Origin of the sequence: Janthinobacterium sp. GW456P, assembly GCF_002127655.1 — a bacterium.
In the GTDB taxonomy this organism is placed as follows: Bacteria; Pseudomonadota; Gammaproteobacteria; order Burkholderiales; family Burkholderiaceae_D; genus Janthinobacterium.
The window spans coordinates 110,877-126,126 of the sequence record NZ_NEHB01000009.1; the positions used below are offsets into that span (position 1 = coordinate 110,877).

Here is a 15,250-nt window from a genome sequence, read left to right on the forward strand (position 1 = left end):
ACGCGATGAACGAAGCGGATAAGGGGCCGGTTTCTGCGCTGGCGCGCGAGTGGCGGCGCTTGCGCGGCGACTTCTGGGATTGGGGCATGCTCAGCTGGATTCCAGTCGTGCTGTGCGGCATGCTGTGGCTGGTGTTTTCCGCCGGCATCGCGCGCGACTTGCCCATCGTCGTCATCGACAATGACAACTCCACCTTGTCGCGCCAGCTCACGCGCTGGCTCGACGCTTCGCCCGGCATCGCGGTGGCGGCCAAGGTGGCGTCCAGCGACGAAGCCCTGCACCGCTTGCGCGAGCGCACGGCGTTTGGCTATCTGCTGATCCCCAACGATTTCGAGCAGAAACTGCTGGGCGGCCGCCAGGCCACAGTGCAATGGCTGTACAACGCGCAGTTTTCCTCGCACGCGGGCGCCTTGCTGCGCGACGTGCGCACGGTCAGCACGACCTTGTCGGCCGGCATCGAGATGACGGCGCGCGCGAAAAAGGGCATGTCGGGCGTGCAGGCTGCGGCCCAGTTCGAGCCGATCCGCACGACCTTGAACAGTTTGTACAATGAAAATATCAGCTACGAAGCATTCCTGACCCTGGCGCTGATGCCGGCCATGCTGCAGATTTTCATCGTCGTCGCCGTCGTCACGAGTATCGGACGGGAGTTGCGCGACGGCACGGTGCCGCAATGGCTGGCCTCGGCCAACGGCAGCTGGCTGCGCGCCGTCGGTGCCAAGCTGCTGTTTCCCCTGATCGCCTACTGTGCGCTGGCGCTGCTGTACTTGTTGTTTTTCAGCCTGGCGCGGGGCTGGGCCGTGGCGGGCAGCTTGCCCGCCTTGCTGCTGAGCATGCTGCTGCTGGTGCTCGCGTATTGCGGCCTGGCGACCTTGCTGATCGGCGCCACCCTGTCGCTGCGGCTGGCCCTGTCGGGCGCGGCATTTATTACGGCGCCGGCCTTCGCGTTCGCGGGCCAGGCTTTTCCCTTGATGGCCATGCCGGCGCCCGCGCGCGCCTGGGCGGAAGCCTTGCCGCTCACGCATTATCTGCAATTGCAGACGAAATTCTGGCTGGCCGGCGCGCCGTGGCGTTATGGCGTGCAGGAAATGCTGGTTTTGGCCGGCTTCGCCATCGGCTGCGGCGCCGTGGGCGTGTTCCTGCTGGCGCGCCGCGCGAATGCGCCTGCCGCCTGGGGGCGCGCATGATGTGGACCGCCTTCCTCGCCACCTGGCGCGCCATGCTGACGGACAAGGGCGCGCTGACCTTGCTGTTTATCGGCGGCATCATTTACTCCTTTTTCTACCCCTTGCCATACTCGGCGGAAATCGTCCAGCGCGTGCCCGTGGCCGTGGTCGACCAGGACCGCAGCGCCATGTCGCGCCAGCTCATGCGCTTTGCCATGGCCCATCCCTCGCTGCAGGTCGTGGCCGTCACGCCGGACTTGCCCGTCGCGCAGGATTTATTGTGGCGCGACCAGGTCATGGGCGTGCTGATCATTCCCGACGGCTTGCAGACGGACGTGCTGGCCGGCCGCGCCGCCCATGCCCAGGTGGCGGGTAATGGCTTGTATCTGATGCTGAACAAGGTGGCCTTGAACGGCCTGGCGGAAGTGGTGGGCACGGTGTCGGCCGGCATCGAACTCAAACGCCTGGGGGCGGGCACGCCATCGACCGTGCAAGCCAACCAGCAGCGCGCACCCATCGCCTTTGACGCCGTGCCCCTGTTTAACGTCAAGGAAGGCTATGGCGCCTATGTCGTGCCCGGCGTGGCGACACTGATCGTGCAGCAGACCTTGCTGATCGGCATGACCATGCTGTTCGGCACCTGGTATCAGCGCAAGAGTTTTCCGCTGGCGGGCCGGCGCACGGCCGGTGGCTATGCGGGCATGCTGCTGGCGTTTGCCTGCGTGGCGTTTTTGAACTGCTGCTATTTCTTCGGCTTCGTCTTCTGGTTCCAGGATTACCCCCGTGGCGGCAACTTTGGCGGCATGCTCTTGCTGCTGGTGCTGTTCTCGCTGGCGGAAGCGGCGTTCGGCATGTTGCTGGGCATGCTGTTCCGCACGCGCGAGCGGGGCACGCAGCTGATGATCGCCACCTCGATGCCGGTGCTGTTCCTCGCGGGCCTGACCTGGCCCGTGTCGTCCATGCCCGTCGTGCTGCAATGGCTGCGCTGGCTGCTGCCGTCCACTGCCGGCATCCAGGGCTTTGTCGCGCTCAATCAGATGGGCGCCTCGCTGTATGAAATCCGCCATGAAGTGGCGGGCTTGCTGGCCTTGCTGCTGGCCTGTGTGGCGCTGGGCTGGTGGCGCTGGCGCGCCGAGGCGCCGGCGCCCGTCGTCCAACAAGGATGAGCATGAAGCCGGGGGAAGCGCTGGAGCCCCAACTGCCTGTATCGTTAGCGACGGGATCCATCATGCTTTCTGCAATGCCGCCAGCAGCAGCTGGCAAAAACCGTCACGCACCGGGTCGGGCAGGTTGTCATTGGCCCGCAGCAGGCTGTCGACGCGCGGTAGCGGTGCCAGCCGTTCCAGTGCCGTGTGCCGGTGCACGCCCTGGTTCAGCTTGCGTGCATTGACCACCGCCATGCCCAGGCCGGCGGCAACGGCGGTCAGCATCCCCGCCACCGATGGGCATTCCAGGCCCACGCTCCAGGCCATGCCGGCCTGGCCCAGCTTTTCCTCGGCCAGCCGGCGGTAAAAGCAGTGTGGCCCGTAGGTAATCAGTTTGACGGTATCTCCCGGCAAGGTCTGCTCTGCCGAGGCAGCGCACCAATGCAGCGTTTCTGACCATAACAGGGTGTCGCTCGGCGCCGCCTTGCCGGCAAAATCCTGGTGCAAAATCACATCGAGCACGCCGTCGGCAAAGCGTTCGCGCAATACCTGGCTTTGCTCCACCACCAGCTGCACGTCCACCTTGGGGTGGTGATGCGAGAACTGCGACAGCACTGCGCACACGTCCGCCAATGAAATCTGCTCCGTCACGCCGATGCGCAGCCGGCCTTGCATCGCCGATGGCGAAAAATGGGCGACGGCGTCATCGTGGGCGTCGAGTATGTCGAACGCATGCCGCAGCAGCACGGCTCCCTGGTCGGTCGTGCCAAACCGCCCGCCACTGCGCGCCAGCAGCTGGCAATCGAGCTGCTGCTCCAGCCTCTTGATTTTCCAGCTGACGGCCGACTGGCTCAGATGGAGCAAGCTGGCTGCCTGGCTCATGCTGCCGGTTTGTGCCACTGCCCTGAACACCCGCAGGGCGTCGATGGAGAGACGCAAATTCATGAGTTATGACAAAAGTTGGATGGAAGGTCAAAAGAATGTCACTGGCGTCATGTTGAGTCAAGCCTTAGCCTGCAGGTTCTGCATACGAAAGGATAGTTGATGAGGAGTCAAGAACCGCTGTTGAATGGCCACGCCCTGATCCACGGACAGCGTATCGCCACCGGCATCCATGGCGCAGGCACGCCGCTGGTGCTGGTGCATGGCACGCCGGCGCACAGCATTATCTGGCGCGAACTGGTGCCGCTGTTCGTCGATGCCGGTTTTCAGGTGCACCTGTATGACTTGCTGGGCTTTGGGCGATCCGAGCGGCCCGTCGAGGCCGATACCTCGGTAGCGGCGCAGGTGACCTTGCTGGCGGCCTTGCTCGACCACTGGCAACTGCCGGCCACCCATTTGTTTGGCCACGATATCGGCGGCGCCATTGCGCTGCGCCTGGCGTTCGACCACGCGGCGCGCCTGCGCGGCTTGAGCATCGCCGACGCGCCCAGCTACGATTCCTGGCCATCGCCCACCTGGAAGCATCTGCGCGATGACTTCGCCCGGTGTGCTTTGACGCCGGCCAGCGAGCATTGCGCCACGATGGCACGCCAGCTGGCCATGGCCGTTTTTCACAAGGACAGGATGCAGGGCGAGCTTCTGCGGTGTTACCTGGAGCCGCTGTGCGGCGTGGTGGGGCAGCCCTCGTTTTACCAGCACCAGGTGGCGCACTATAACGCCTGCCATACGATGGACTTTAGCGAAAAACTGCCGCGGTTAACCTTGCCGGTACAGATATTATGGGGCCGGCAGGACGAGTGGCAGCCGGTCGCGTATGGCCATCGCCTGCAGCGCGATATTCCCGGCGCCACCTTGCACCTGTTTGACGAGGCCGGGCACTTCCTGATGGAGGATGCGCCAGCGGCCGTCGCGGCACAAGTGATCGCGTTTATTCATCAGCTGGAGAGGAGGGGGCCATGATATTGATCGGAATGCTCGATTCGCCTTACGTCAGGCGCGTTGCCATTGGCATGAAAGTGCTGGGTCTGGAGCATGAACACCGGCCCTTGTCGGTGTTTTCCGATGTCGACCAGGTACAAGCCATCAATCCTGCCGTCAAAGTGCCGACCCTGGTCACCGGCGACGGCCAGGTGTTGATGGACTCGACCTTGATCCTGGCATATCTGGAAGAACTGGCCATGCATGCTCACCGCATCAGGCCGGAGCCCGAGACGGACCCGGCACGCCTGCGCGCGCTGTGCCAGACCAGCTATGCTTTGGCGGCCTGCGACAAAGCCGTGCAGATCGTCTACGAGCGGCGCTTGCGCCCGCAGGAAAAACAGCATCAGCCCTGGCTGGACCGCGTCCAGCTGCAGTTGCATGGGGCCTGGCGGCAGTTGGACGCGTCATTGCGCGAAGAGGCGCCGGACTGCCTGAGTATTGCCGGCATCACCATTGCGGTGGCCTGGAGTTTTGCTCAGCAGATGGTGCCCGAGGTGATGGCGGCCGGCGACTATCCGGCCGTGGCCGCGCTGACGGCGCTGGCCGAGCGGCAGCCGGTGTTTCTGGCTACGCCGATGGCGGGCTAATCTGCTTTCATCCGAACCGGTAATTGCGGGCGGCTTGTGCAATAATTTCATTTCCTTAACGGAAGAGTATTGCCATGCCGTCTTTTAATCTGTTCCAGCGCCTGTCCCAGGCCCCCACCAAGCCCAAGGCCGCGCCCGTTGCGCGGCAATTCGACGTGGCAGACCTGTACCAGGGCCCCATCGCGCTGGGCAGCGACGGCGAGACGCAGGCGCGGCCTTTCGATGAAAAGCTGCGCCAGGCATATTTCTGGATCGTCAACCACGCCATCATCAGCCCCCATTACGACATCGAATACAACGATGGTCCGTCGCAGACGTATGCCGTGGGCGACAGCCGGCGCACCCTGAACTTGCCGTCGGCGCAAAGCTATTCCAGTTTTATTCTGCTGCCCCTGCTGACGTTTGCCACGCGCCGCAAATGCCTGTTCGTCGGCGGGCCGGGGCGGGGCAAGACGGCCAGCGCGCTGCTGATGGGCGTGCTGGCCGGCTCCACCGTCAAGGAAGTCAAGCGCGCGATGCAGCACGGCCACCCGCAGATGACGGTGGCCGATTTGCTGGGCAATCCGCTGCCAGCCGACCTGGTCAATGCGCAAAGCATGGACGATATCCGCATCGCCTGGCGCGCCTGGCTGGGCATGCGCGTCAAAATCGTCGATGAATACAACCGCATCCCCACGCGCACGCAAAGCGCGCTGCTCACCGTCATGGGCGACAATTACGCGGAAGTGCTGAACCATATCTATGAATGCCCGGAAGCGGCCTGGTATCTGACGGCCAATGACGACCAGGGCGGTGGCACCTATCAGGTGATCGAGGCGCTGCGCGACCGCGTCGACGTGACGGTGCAGGCGCTGGCCTTCAATCCGCGCTTTTTAAATGAACTGCTGCTGCGCGTGGAGGAAAACGTGCGCCCCGAAGAGCTGGTGCCGCCCGATATCATCTTCACGGAAGCGGAGGTGGACCAGATCGGCGCGGCGATCCGCCAGGTGGCCGTGCCCGAAGCCGTGCGGCGCCGCCTGGAATTTTTCGCCAGCCAGTTCGAACTGTTCGAGACGGCCGGCGGCCAGTTCGAATACATGACCAAGGATACGGCCCGCCTGGCCGGCGCCGACCGGGGCGCCGCGCAGGCGGCCGACAATGGGCGCGACCGTTTGAAGGATCTCGGTTGCCAGACACTGAACGGCATCTCCGTGCGTACCCTGATGGCGCTGCTGATCTACGCCAAGGCCATGGCCTATTTCCGCGGCAATGGCGAGGTGGCGCTGGAAGACTTGCGCCAGGTGCTGCCGTTTGTGCTGCATAACAAGCTGCAGCCGGACCCGGACGCGCCGTTTTTCGCGCTGCCGGAAAACGCCGCCTACCGCAGCGACAGATTGGGCTGGCTGCGCCGCCTGTTCGACTTGTCCAACGATGAATTCAACCGCCTCGACCTGGACCGCGACGATCCTGTCGGCGCGCTGTCGGCCGAATTCGACCTGGGCCTCGACGGCGTCAGCGAACGCGACACCCTGGCGCGCCTGAACCGCATCGAAAAGCTGATCGGCGAACGCACGAAAGGGAGAAAACTGTACGGTCCCCTGTACGACGACCTGCTGAAATTGAAATATCTGCATCAGCGCTATACCAACTACCGCAGCTGGCTGCGTTCGCAATGAGTATCGATCGTTGTCAAGGCTTCCTGGACGCGCTGGCCATGCTCAATGGCGAAGCGAGCGACCTGTGTGCCAGCTACGAGTTATCACGCCTGCCCGATGCGCCCGATCTGCTCACGGCGCTGGGCTTGCGCGTGGAAGACCATGCCTTGAACGCCATCGCCCCCGCGCGCCACTTGCCGCCCCCCTTATGGCATATCAAGCTGGCGCCGTGCGGGCGCGCGCAGCTGGAGCAGGTGTGCCAGCGCTGGTTTTTCTCGTCGCGGCACATGCAGGCGGCGCCCCCTGGGCGCTTCCGCGCGCAGCTGGTGGCCGGCTTCCTGGAATCGCTCGATGCGGCGCTTGGTGATTGCTCCCTGCATGCCGTGACGATGGTGCCGCCCGCCGGTTTCTGGTACGCGATCCACTGGGACGAGATCGCGTTCGAAGTGGGCGATGAGCGCTATCTGCTGCACTTTTCGCATAGCGACTGAGGGGCTGCGATGATCTCTCCTGCCTTTGCGGCGATCCTTGCCGGCGGCCGCGCCCAGTTCAATGCGCGCGCAGCGGAAGCGCGCCGGCGCTTTCCCTCGCTCGACATGGCTGCCTTCGGCGCCTTTTTGCACGACGGCGTCGATCCGCTGATAGTCGCCGTGTCTTCCGCCGCGCCCGAGCGCGCGGGTGGCGCGACCCTGGCCGCCTACGACATGGCTTTGGAACTGGTGGGCCATGGGCTGGCCGGTCCGGCCGCGAAAAACCCGTTCCTCAATACCGTGTGGCGCGAACTGGCGCCGCAGTTTGCGCCGCTGCTGGCGACTGCCCCGGTCGATGTGCTGGGCATGCTGAGCAACGCCGCCATCCACATCGCCTCCGTGGCGGGCGCGCGTCCCGCGCAGTGGCAGCGCGAGCTGAACGCCCTGGCGGCGCAGATCGCCACGCTGGCGCAGCTGCGCGCCGTGGGCCAGGTGCTGGCCTGGCGCGCGGGCGTCGCGCATTTCCGCCAGGGTGCGCTGGCCGCCGCCGATACCTTGCCGCCCGCCTTGGCGCTGGCCGCCTTCGATGAACCCGGTGCGCAGTGGCCGCAGGTGCATGCGCAGCTACAGGGCAATCCGTGGCGCGGCAATGCCGAAGGCCGCGAGTTCGGCAGCTTCAGCGGCCTTGGTGGCGACTTCGGCACGCCGCCGCAGGTGCGCGCTTCTGCGGACGGCTTTGTCGTGCGCAGCGCCGAACGCCATTACCTGCTGGTGGCCGACGCCTTTGGCGCCGTGCTGCACAGCGCCACGGCGCAGGAGTTCGAGCAGGCGCACACCGGCACGCCGGCGTCCGTCCGCCTCGATGGGACGACCGTGCACGTCGGCGCGCGCCGCATCGAACTCGATGTGCCGGCCGGCGACATCGCCATCGCCGCCAATGCGCATACGGTCGCCGTCACGTCGCCGTGGACGCACGCGATCCGCCTGCTGCCCCTCGCATGAAGAACGATGCCGACACCGCGCTGATCGAGGCCTGGCGCGCCGCCTGGCCCGAGGCCCTGGCTGTGTGGAGCAAATTTACGCGCCTGCGCGACCCCAGCCTGTGCGCCAGCCGCGTCGAGGCCAGCAAGCAGGGCCTGTCCGGCAGCTTCGCCATGATCCGTTTGCTGGACCAGAGCGTGGTGGTGGACTTGCCGCTGGTGACGGAACTGGGCCTGGACGACTATGCGCTGGAAATCCTCGCCCATGAAATCGGCCACCACATCCTCGCGCCAGGCAGCGCCGGCGACCAGTTCCGCCTGCTGGCGCGCATGCGCCGCGCCTTGCCCACTCTGGAGCAGCATGCGCCCATGGTGGCCAACCTGTACACGGACCTGTTCATCAACGACCGTCTGCAGCGCCAGGCGAATTTGCGCATGGCCGACATCTACCGCAAGCTGCAGCAGGGGCGCACGGCGCAAGCTGACGCCAAGGACAAGGCCAGCGGCGGCGTGTGGACGCTGTACATGCGCATCTATGAAAACCTGTGGCAGTTGGAGAAGGGCGAACTTGGGGGCGGCCATGCCGACGAGCGCCTGGACACGGATGCCTGGCTGGGCGCGCGCCTGATCCGCGTGTATGCGAACGACTGGATGCTGGCGGCGGGGCGTTTCGCCACCTTGCTGCTGCCCTATCTGGTTGACGATACGGACGCTTTGAGCCCCAGCCGTTATCTGCAGGATACGCGCGACGCGGCCCGTGGCTGCCAGACGTATGGCGCGCAGCAGATCGAGGATGACGAGATGGACGGGGCCATCCACCCGGTGCACGACAAGCGCATTTCCGGCCTCGATGGCGAGGAGCCGCAGGGCGAGGCGCCGGCCAGGCAGGGAGGCGGCCAGCTGCGCGAACCGTTCGAGCTGGGCGATATATTAAAAGCCTCGGGCATCGATCTGAGCGACCATGAAATCGCCATCCGCTATTACCGCGAGCGGGCCTTGCCGCATCTGGTGGCGTTTCCCAGCCGTCCCGCGCCCGAGTCGCAGGAGCCGCAGATGGAGGGGCTGGAAGCGTGGGAAACCGGCGATCCGCTCGAGGAAATCGACTGGCTGCAGTCCGTGATGCAGTCGCCGCGCCCCGTGCCGGGCGTGACCACCGTGCGCCGCGTGTATGGCCGCGAACCGGCGCGCGCCATCGACGCCGTGCCCGTCGACCTCGACATGTACGTGGACAGTTCCGGCTCCATGCCGAACCCGCAGGCGCACACCTCGTTCCTGACCCTGGCCGGCGCCGTCATCGCCCTGTCCGCCCTGCGCGCCGGCGCGAAAGTGCAGGTGACCCTGTGGAGCGGCAAGAACGAGATGATGCAGACGCCCGGCTTCGTGCGCGATGAAGACCTGATTCTGGGCGTGCTGACGGAGTTTTTTGGCGGCGGCACCTGTTTCCCCATCCACTGTCTGCGCAAGACCTATGCGGCCAAGCGCGAACGGCCCGCGCACATCCTGATGATTTCCGACGATGGCATCACCACCATGTTCGACCAGGATGAACTGGGCAACAGCGGCTGGGATATTTCGGCGAAAGCGCTGGCGCAAGGCGGCGCCGGCGGCACCATGGCGCTGAACCTGGCGCGCGACTGGGATGGCGCGGCCAGCCACACCTGGCTGCAGCAATGCTATGACGATTTAAAACGCGCGCGCCGCGAGCAGGGCTGGGATATCCACGCCGTCGAGCGCTACGAGGACTTGCTGGACTTTGCGCGGGCGTTCAGCCGGCGCCACTATAGACAACCATGACATGCAGAATCCCGGACCCCACCTCGAAATCCTGACCCACCGCCTGGCCGACACGCCCGCCGAATTCCTTGCCGAGCCCCGTATCGCCGGCGTTGCCAATGCGCAGGCTGTGGCGGTTGCCGCGCTGGTCAACGACATTTTGCTGCTGCATGGCGCGCGCGCGCCGGCCGCGTCACTGCAGGGGTTTATCGGCGCGCAGGTGAAGGCCGACCGCAACCGGCTGGCGCTGGCCATGATCGTGTGCTGGCTGCTGGCCGACGAGTGGTTCATCGCTCAGCGGTTGCCGCAGCATGATCTGCTGCAGGTGCTGGGCGAGGCGGCGCGCGAACTGGCCGCCGCCACTCCCGCCCACCAGTTCACGCAAGACCCGGAGCGGCGTGAAGAGCTGGCGCGCATCGTGCTGGCACGCCTGGGTTTCAGGCCGCGCGATGAAAGCGTGGCGCAGGCGACGGACAGATTGTCCGCCATCAGCGGTACGGAGCGGCGCCGCCTGCTCGAAGCGAGCCGCCTGGCCGAGCAGCGCGCGCGCGAAATCCGCGAGGCGCTGGCGAAGAAGGCGGCCGAGGAATCGGCCGACAAGTGGTCGCGCGAATGAGCGTGGACGTCAATCTGCCGGGCGGCGCCTGGGAATCGGACCGCGACTACTGCCCCACCCTGACGCCGGCGGGTGCGCATATGCTGGACAAGCTGCGCGGCCATCCCTGCGCGCCCGTGTATCGCAACCGCAGCGGCAACAAGCTGCTGGCTGGGGAAGTGGAAGCCTTGCGCATCTACGAGCAGGAAGTCATGGACGCCACGATAGGCTGGAGCGCCGCCGCGCCGCCGCCGTGGCTGGCGGATTTTCTCAGGACGGTCTACGCCACGGTGCCGCATTACCGCGCCTGCGGCTCGCCGCCCGCGCGCCTTCTGGACGTGGCGCCCATCAGCCGCGCCGAGCTGGCGCACGACATCGCCGCCTTCGTGCCCGACGATGCTGACCTGGCGCGCATGATCAATTTCCAGACGACGGGCACCACGGGCCACCCGCTGCTGATCGCCTCGCATCCGCTGGTGGCGGGGCGCTACCTGGCTTTCCACAAGCGCGCGCTGCGCCGCTTCGGCGTCACCCTGCGCCATGGCGCGGGCCAGGTGGGCGTGATGCTGCTGGGGCACCAGCGCCGCTGCTTCACTTATGTATCCGTCACGCCGACGATGCACGAATCGGGTCTGGCGAAGATCAACCTGCATACGGACGACTGGCGCCACCCGGACGACCGCGCGCGCTACCTCGATGCCATGGCGCCCGAGCTGATCGCGGGCGACCCCATCTCGTTTGCCGAGTTGCTGACCTTGCCCATGACGCACCAGCCGGCCGCGCTGCTGTCCGTCTCGATGATGCTGTTGCCCGGCATGCGTGCGCGCCTGGAAGCGCGTTTCGGCTGTCCCGTGCTCGATATCTATTCGCTCAATGAAGTGGGACCGGTCGCCGTCTACGACGAGCGGGCGGGCGGCCACGTGCTGCTGCAGCACCGGCTGTACGTGGAAATCCTCGATGCGGATGGCCGTCCCGTGCCCGATGGCGCGCGTGGCGAAATCACGGTGACGGGCGGTTTCAATTTTTGCCTGCCCCTGGTGCGCTACCGCACGGGCGACTATGCCTCGCTGGCGCATGGCCCGCACGGTCCCGTGCTGGTGGGCCTGGCGGGGCGCAGCCCCTTGCGCTACAGGACGCTCAACGGCGAGTGGATCAATAATATCGACATCACGCACGCCTTGAAACCGCTGGCCATCGCCCTGTTTGGCGTGCATCAGCATGGCGACGGCGCCGTCGCGCTGCGTCTGGCGCCGAACGCCATGCCGCAGGCTGATCGTGCGCGCGCCTTGCTCGCACCTTTTTTCGGCGCCATCACGGTCGAGACCTTGCTGGCGGAAGACAAGATCATTCAATACACTTCGGATTTGCGGGAAGCGGCAGCATGAAGCTTTATAAACGCGGCCTTGTGGTCGGCAAATTTTGCCCGCTGCACCTGGGCCATGAACTGTTGATACAACGCGCCACGGACGGGTGCGAGGAACTGCTGGTGGTCAGCTACACGAAACCCGAATTTCCCGGCCTGGAGCCGGTGCGCCGGGAACGGTGGCTGCGCGCGCGGTTTCCGCAGGCGCACATCGTGGTGCTCGACGATGCGCGCCTGGCCGCCTTGTGCGCGGCGCGCGGCATGCCGGCGCGCGCGCTGCCGCACAACGACGCCGATGGCGACGACCATCGCCACTTCATGGGCTGGCTGTGCTGGACGGTGCTGGACTTGCCCGTCGATGCCGTGTTTAGCAGCGAAGAGTATGGCCCCGGCTTTGCGCAGGTGCTGAAACGGCATTATGCGGTTGGCGCGGTGGCGCACGTGAGCGTGGACCAGGCGAGAACTGCGGTGCCCGTATCGGGCACCCTCGTGCGGCAAGACCCGCAGGCGCACAGCGCCTTCCTGTCGCCCATCGTGCGCGCCGATTTCGTCACGCGCGTGTGCGTACTCGGGGGCGAGTCGAGCGGCAAGACGACCCTGGCGCAAGCGTTGGCGCGGCACTTCGATACGGCCTGGGTGGCCGAGTATGGCCGCGAGTTGTGGGAAAGCCAGGATGGCGTGCTGGTCTATGACGATCTGCTGAAGATCGGCCGGGAACAGCTGCGCCGCGAAGCGGCCGCCGCCGGGCAGGCGCGGCGCTGGCTGTTCTGCGATACCTCGCCCATGACCACGTATTTTTATTGCGTCGAGATGTTCGGCAAGGCGGAGGCGGAACTGGCGCAGCTGGCCGAGCACCGCTACGACCTGGTCGTGCTGTGCGCACCCGATTTTCCCTTCATCCAGGACGGCACGCGCCGCGACGAGGATTTCCGCGCGCGCCAGCATGCGTGGTACCAGGCCGAACTGGCGCGTCGGGGGATCGCCTATATCGATGTGTCTGGTTCGGTGGACGAGAGAGTCAGGCAGGTGGCGCAAGTGTTGGCGGCGCAAACGCTGTGCTGACCGCCGCCAGGATTTCATCGGAAAACGCTTCATCGTCGACGGCGCGCGCCAGCGCCACGGCGCCCACCATGGCCGACAGCATGACGATGGCTTGCTGCCGGGAGTTGCGTTTTTTCTGCCACGGAAAATGTGCCGCCAGCTTGCCGATGATGGATTTCAGGTGGAAGGTGAAGGCGGGGCGCACGGCAGGCTGCTTGCGCGCGTCGCCTGCCAGCGCCGCCAGCAGGCAGCCATCGCCCGGCGCATCGCGGTGGGCCGCGCTCACGTAATCGCGCACATACTGGCGCATCGTTTCCGGGCTGATGGTCGCCGCATCGAGCGCCACGCGCGAGTGCTCCGAGCCGTGCCGGGTGCTTTCGGCCATCAGCGCTTCCTTCGAGGCGAAATGGTTGTAGAAGGGGCCATGCGTCAGCCCTGTCGCCTGCATGATCTGTCCCACGCTGACGCCGTCAAAGCCCTGTTCGCGGAACAGCCGCGCCGCTGCCGTGAGGATGCGCTGGTGCTTTTCGGCGGTTTCTTCGGCGGGATAACGCATGGCAGGCTCCTGGTCGCGGTTCAAAAATAATGGTTGACATCATACATGATGTTCGTCATGCTTCAACTTATTAAACATGATGATCGTCATATTTAACGCATATGAACATGATGAGCATCATGCTTGATGACACAATCCACCCCCTATTTTGAAGAAGGAATGATCATGAATGCAGTTACTACCCAAGGCACGGCCCTCGTCACCGGCGCCTCTTCCGGCCTTGGCGCCGTGTATGCGGACCGCCTGGCCGCGCGCGGTTTTGATTTGATTCTGGTGGCGCGCCGGGTCGAGCGCCTGGGCGTGCTGGCCAAGTCGCTGGCGGACAAGTATGGCGTGGCCGTGCGCGCCATGGCGGCCGACTTGTCCGCGCCGGCCGACCTGCAGCGTGTGGCCGATGAACTGGCCAGCAATCCCGCCATCACCATGCTGGTGAATAATGCGGGCGCCTCGACCCTGGCGCCCGTCGTCGATACGGCCAGGGCGGGCATCGCCACCATGGACAAGGTCAATGTGACGGCGTTGGCCGAGCTGACCTACGCCGTGCTGCCGCAATTCAAGCAGCGCAATGGGGGCACCATCATCAACATCGGTTCCGTGCTGTCCTTCCACGTCCTGCCGGTCAGCACGATCTATAGCGCCACCAAGGGCTATGTGATGAATTTCACGCGCGGCTTGCAGCAGGAACTGGCCGGCACGGGGATCGTGGTGCAGCTGGTGCTGCCCGCAACGACGGCGACGGAAATATGGGAATTGAGCGGCGTGCCGCTGTCGCAGCTGGACCAGGCCACCATCATGCGCGTGGAAGACTGCGTCGATGCGGCGCTGGCGGGCCTGGACCAGGGCGAGCTGGTGACTTTGCCCTCCGTCGAAGACCAGGCCTTGTGGGAGCAGTTTGACGCGGCGCGCCTGGCCCTGTTCGCGGGCGCGATGCGCGGCGCGCCGGCATCGCGCTATGGCATCAAGGACTGACAGAGGGGCTGCCAGAAATGATGCCAGCGCCGCATGCCGAAGTTACAGCGGCCGCACGGGGATGCAGATATCGCAAGAGAATTCGCCGGTGGCCGGGTCCATCGCCGTGGCGGCGGCAAATCGCTCGAAGCAGGGGCGCTCATCCCACTGCAGGCCGCTGGAAGGCAGCCATTCGCGCGTCATGCGCGTCCACGCGTCGGCGATGGTGCTGGCCGGTCCCTTGAAATGCGCCACCGCATAGCGCCCGCCTGGCAGGGTGGCGAGGCTGGCGCGTCCGGCTGACTGGAAGCCGTCGGGCACGGTGACGCAGGCGTCGTAGCGGCATTTTTCCGGCAGCGTGATGCTTGGATCGTCAAGGCCGATGCCGTAGCAGGTGGCGTCGCCCAGGCCGTGCGACTGTATCCACGGCGCGACGGTGTCGCGCCAGAAGGCGCTGATGGCGGGGCCGTAGGGACCGATATGGCGCTGGCACGCGACGGTGGCGGGCGGCAGGTCGAGGATGGTGACTTGCATGGGACTCTCTCTATCAAGTGGATTGGAGTGCCCATGGTGCTGGAAGTTCGGCCCGTTTTCCTGATCGGCATTGCGCATGGCCTGATCCGGATTGCTATCTTGCCGGCGCAGGCGCATGGCCGCGAGCATGGCGGCGTTCTTCGCGGCGATGCCGGCGCGCCAGGCTGTCGGCGTGCAGCCGAATTTCAGCTTGAAGGCGCGCGCAAATGCTTCGCCGGAACCGAAGCCCGTCGCCAGCGCGATGTCGAGTATCGTTTCGCCGGGGCGGGCGGCCAGGCGCAAGGCGGCCGTTTCCAGGCGCCGGCGGCGCGCATAGTCGCCCAGCGTTTCGCCCATCCAGGCGGCGAACACGCGGTGAAAGTGAAAACGCGAAAAATGCGCGACGTCGGCCAGTTGGGCCAGGTCCAGCGGCGTGTTCAGGTGCCGGTCGATATGGTCGAGCACGGCATTCATGCGGCGCGCGTATTCGGCGCGGAACTGGCCCGGCGCGGCCTGCAGCGGCGAAGAGGAAGGGGAGTTCATGCCGTCGATTATG

15 protein-coding genes are annotated in these 15,250 nt (G+C 65.6%); 12 read left to right on the forward strand and 3 right to left on the reverse strand.

Annotated elements, in window-relative coordinates:
* Positions 1 to 5: 5 nt before the first annotated feature.
* Both CBW66_RS10595 and CBW66_RS10600 read left to right on the forward strand, forming a co-directional pair.
* On the forward strand, positions 6 to 1,187 hold the full coding sequence (locus tag CBW66_RS10595) for an ABC transporter permease (RefSeq protein ID WP_086138338.1): 1,182 nt from the start codon (positions 6 to 8) through the stop codon (positions 1,185 to 1,187).
* Positions 1,184 to 2,332, forward strand: coding sequence for an ABC transporter permease (locus CBW66_RS10600; protein ID WP_086138339.1), 1,149 nt, complete (start codon positions 1,184 to 1,186; stop codon positions 2,330 to 2,332). Before CBW66_RS10595 ends, CBW66_RS10600 begins: the two co-directional genes overlap by 4 nt.
* 60 nt (positions 2,333 to 2,392) lie before the next feature.
* Here CBW66_RS10600 and CBW66_RS10605 read toward each other — a convergent pair whose 3' ends face one another.
* Entirely contained in the window at positions 2,393 to 3,256 is an 864-nt protein-coding gene (locus CBW66_RS10605) for a LysR family transcriptional regulator (protein ID WP_086138340.1), read from the reverse strand.
* 99 nt (positions 3,257 to 3,355) lie between these two features.
* On the opposite strand from CBW66_RS10605, the gene CBW66_RS10610 reads away from it, so the two are divergent.
* The 9 genes from CBW66_RS10610 (at position 3,356) to CBW66_RS10650 (ending at position 12,698) form a co-directional block, all read left to right on the forward strand.
* Entirely contained in the window at positions 3,356 to 4,213 is an 858-nt protein-coding gene (locus CBW66_RS10610) for an alpha/beta fold hydrolase (RefSeq protein ID WP_086138341.1), read from the forward strand.
* The gene (locus CBW66_RS10615; protein ID WP_086138342.1) at positions 4,210 to 4,821 is read left to right on the forward strand and encodes a glutathione S-transferase; all 612 of its coding nucleotides are present in this window, start codon (positions 4,210 to 4,212) and stop codon (positions 4,819 to 4,821) included. Before CBW66_RS10610 ends, CBW66_RS10615 begins: the two co-directional genes overlap by 4 nt.
* A 74-nt stretch (positions 4,822 to 4,895) precedes the next feature.
* Positions 4,896 to 6,476, forward strand: a complete 1,581-nt coding sequence (locus CBW66_RS10620; RefSeq protein ID WP_086138343.1) for an AAA family ATPase — start codon at positions 4,896 to 4,898, stop codon at positions 6,474 to 6,476.
* Complete coding sequence (locus CBW66_RS10625; protein ID WP_086138344.1) at positions 6,473 to 6,946, forward strand: hypothetical protein; 474 nt, start codon at positions 6,473 to 6,475, stop codon at positions 6,944 to 6,946. Before CBW66_RS10620 ends, CBW66_RS10625 begins: the two co-directional genes overlap by 4 nt.
* A 9-nt stretch (positions 6,947 to 6,955) precedes the next feature.
* Positions 6,956 to 7,927 carry a hypothetical protein gene (locus tag CBW66_RS10630; RefSeq protein ID WP_086138345.1) on the forward strand — a complete coding sequence of 324 codons (972 nt, stop codon included), beginning with the start codon at positions 6,956 to 6,958 and terminating at the stop codon, positions 7,925 to 7,927.
* On the forward strand, positions 7,924 to 9,699 hold the full coding sequence (locus CBW66_RS10635) for a hypothetical protein (protein ID WP_086138346.1): 1,776 nt from the start codon (positions 7,924 to 7,926) through the stop codon (positions 9,697 to 9,699). Before CBW66_RS10630 ends, CBW66_RS10635 begins: the two co-directional genes overlap by 4 nt.
* 1 nt (position 9,700) lies before the next feature.
* Positions 9,701 to 10,294 (forward strand): hypothetical protein, encoded by a 594-nt coding sequence (locus CBW66_RS10640; RefSeq protein ID WP_086148600.1) that lies wholly within the window; start codon positions 9,701 to 9,703, stop codon positions 10,292 to 10,294.
* Positions 10,291 to 11,658: an AMP-binding protein gene (locus CBW66_RS10645; RefSeq protein WP_086138348.1), complete on the forward strand. Its 1,368-nt coding sequence runs from the start codon at positions 10,291 to 10,293 to the stop codon at positions 11,656 to 11,658. Before CBW66_RS10640 ends, CBW66_RS10645 begins: the two co-directional genes overlap by 4 nt.
* Positions 11,655 to 12,698: an AAA family ATPase gene (locus CBW66_RS10650; protein WP_086138349.1), complete on the forward strand. Its 1,044-nt coding sequence runs from the start codon at positions 11,655 to 11,657 to the stop codon at positions 12,696 to 12,698. The genes CBW66_RS10645 and CBW66_RS10650 overlap by 4 nt, the downstream gene beginning before the upstream one ends.
* On the opposite strand, the gene CBW66_RS10655 is transcribed toward CBW66_RS10650, so the two are convergent.
* On the reverse strand, positions 12,655 to 13,233 hold the full coding sequence (locus CBW66_RS10655; protein WP_086138350.1) for a TetR/AcrR family transcriptional regulator: 579 nt from the start codon (positions 13,231 to 13,233) through the stop codon (positions 12,655 to 12,657). The two genes, CBW66_RS10650 and CBW66_RS10655, sit on opposite strands and share 44 nt — an antisense overlap.
* 165 nt (positions 13,234 to 13,398) lie before the next feature.
* Here CBW66_RS10655 and CBW66_RS10660 point away from each other — a divergent pair, with 165 nt between their 5' ends.
* Positions 13,399 to 14,202: an SDR family oxidoreductase gene (locus CBW66_RS10660; protein ID WP_086138396.1), complete on the forward strand. Its 804-nt coding sequence runs from the start codon at positions 13,399 to 13,401 to the stop codon at positions 14,200 to 14,202.
* A gap of 42 nt (positions 14,203 to 14,244) precedes the next feature.
* On the opposite strand, the gene CBW66_RS10665 is transcribed toward CBW66_RS10660, so the two are convergent.
* Complete coding sequence (locus CBW66_RS10665; protein WP_205701121.1) at positions 14,245 to 15,237, reverse strand: GyrI-like domain-containing protein; 993 nt, start codon at positions 15,235 to 15,237, stop codon at positions 14,245 to 14,247.
* Between the last annotated feature and the right edge of the window lie 13 nt (positions 15,238 to 15,250).

Coding starts and splice junctions, on each gene's coding strand:
- CBW66_RS10595 (WP_086138338.1), top strand. CDS start 6: ATGAACGAAGCGGATAAGGGGCCGGTTTCTGCGCTGGCGCGCGAGTGG.
- CBW66_RS10600 (WP_086138339.1), top strand. CDS start 1,184: ATGATGTGGACCGCCTTCCTCGCCACCTGGCGCGCCATGCTGACGGAC.
- CBW66_RS10605 (WP_086138340.1), bottom strand. CDS start 3,256: ATGAATTTGCGTCTCTCCATCGACGCCCTGCGGGTGTTCAGGGCAGTG.
- CBW66_RS10610 (WP_086138341.1), top strand. CDS start 3,356: ATGAGGAGTCAAGAACCGCTGTTGAATGGCCACGCCCTGATCCACGGA.
- CBW66_RS10615 (WP_086138342.1), top strand. CDS start 4,210: ATGATATTGATCGGAATGCTCGATTCGCCTTACGTCAGGCGCGTTGCC.
- CBW66_RS10620 (WP_086138343.1), top strand. CDS start 4,896: ATGCCGTCTTTTAATCTGTTCCAGCGCCTGTCCCAGGCCCCCACCAAG.
- CBW66_RS10625 (WP_086138344.1), top strand. CDS start 6,473: ATGAGTATCGATCGTTGTCAAGGCTTCCTGGACGCGCTGGCCATGCTC.
- CBW66_RS10630 (WP_086138345.1), top strand. CDS start 6,956: ATGATCTCTCCTGCCTTTGCGGCGATCCTTGCCGGCGGCCGCGCCCAG.
- CBW66_RS10635 (WP_086138346.1), top strand. CDS start 7,924: ATGAAGAACGATGCCGACACCGCGCTGATCGAGGCCTGGCGCGCCGCC.
- CBW66_RS10640 (WP_086148600.1), top strand. CDS start 9,701: ATGCAGAATCCCGGACCCCACCTCGAAATCCTGACCCACCGCCTGGCC.
- CBW66_RS10645 (WP_086138348.1), top strand. CDS start 10,291: ATGAGCGTGGACGTCAATCTGCCGGGCGGCGCCTGGGAATCGGACCGC.
- CBW66_RS10650 (WP_086138349.1), top strand. CDS start 11,655: ATGAAGCTTTATAAACGCGGCCTTGTGGTCGGCAAATTTTGCCCGCTG.
- CBW66_RS10655 (WP_086138350.1), bottom strand. CDS start 13,233: ATGCGTTATCCCGCCGAAGAAACCGCCGAAAAGCACCAGCGCATCCTC.
- CBW66_RS10660 (WP_086138396.1), top strand. CDS start 13,399: ATGAATGCAGTTACTACCCAAGGCACGGCCCTCGTCACCGGCGCCTCT.
- CBW66_RS10665 (WP_205701121.1), bottom strand. CDS start 15,237: ATGAACTCCCCTTCCTCTTCGCCGCTGCAGGCCGCGCCGGGCCAGTTC.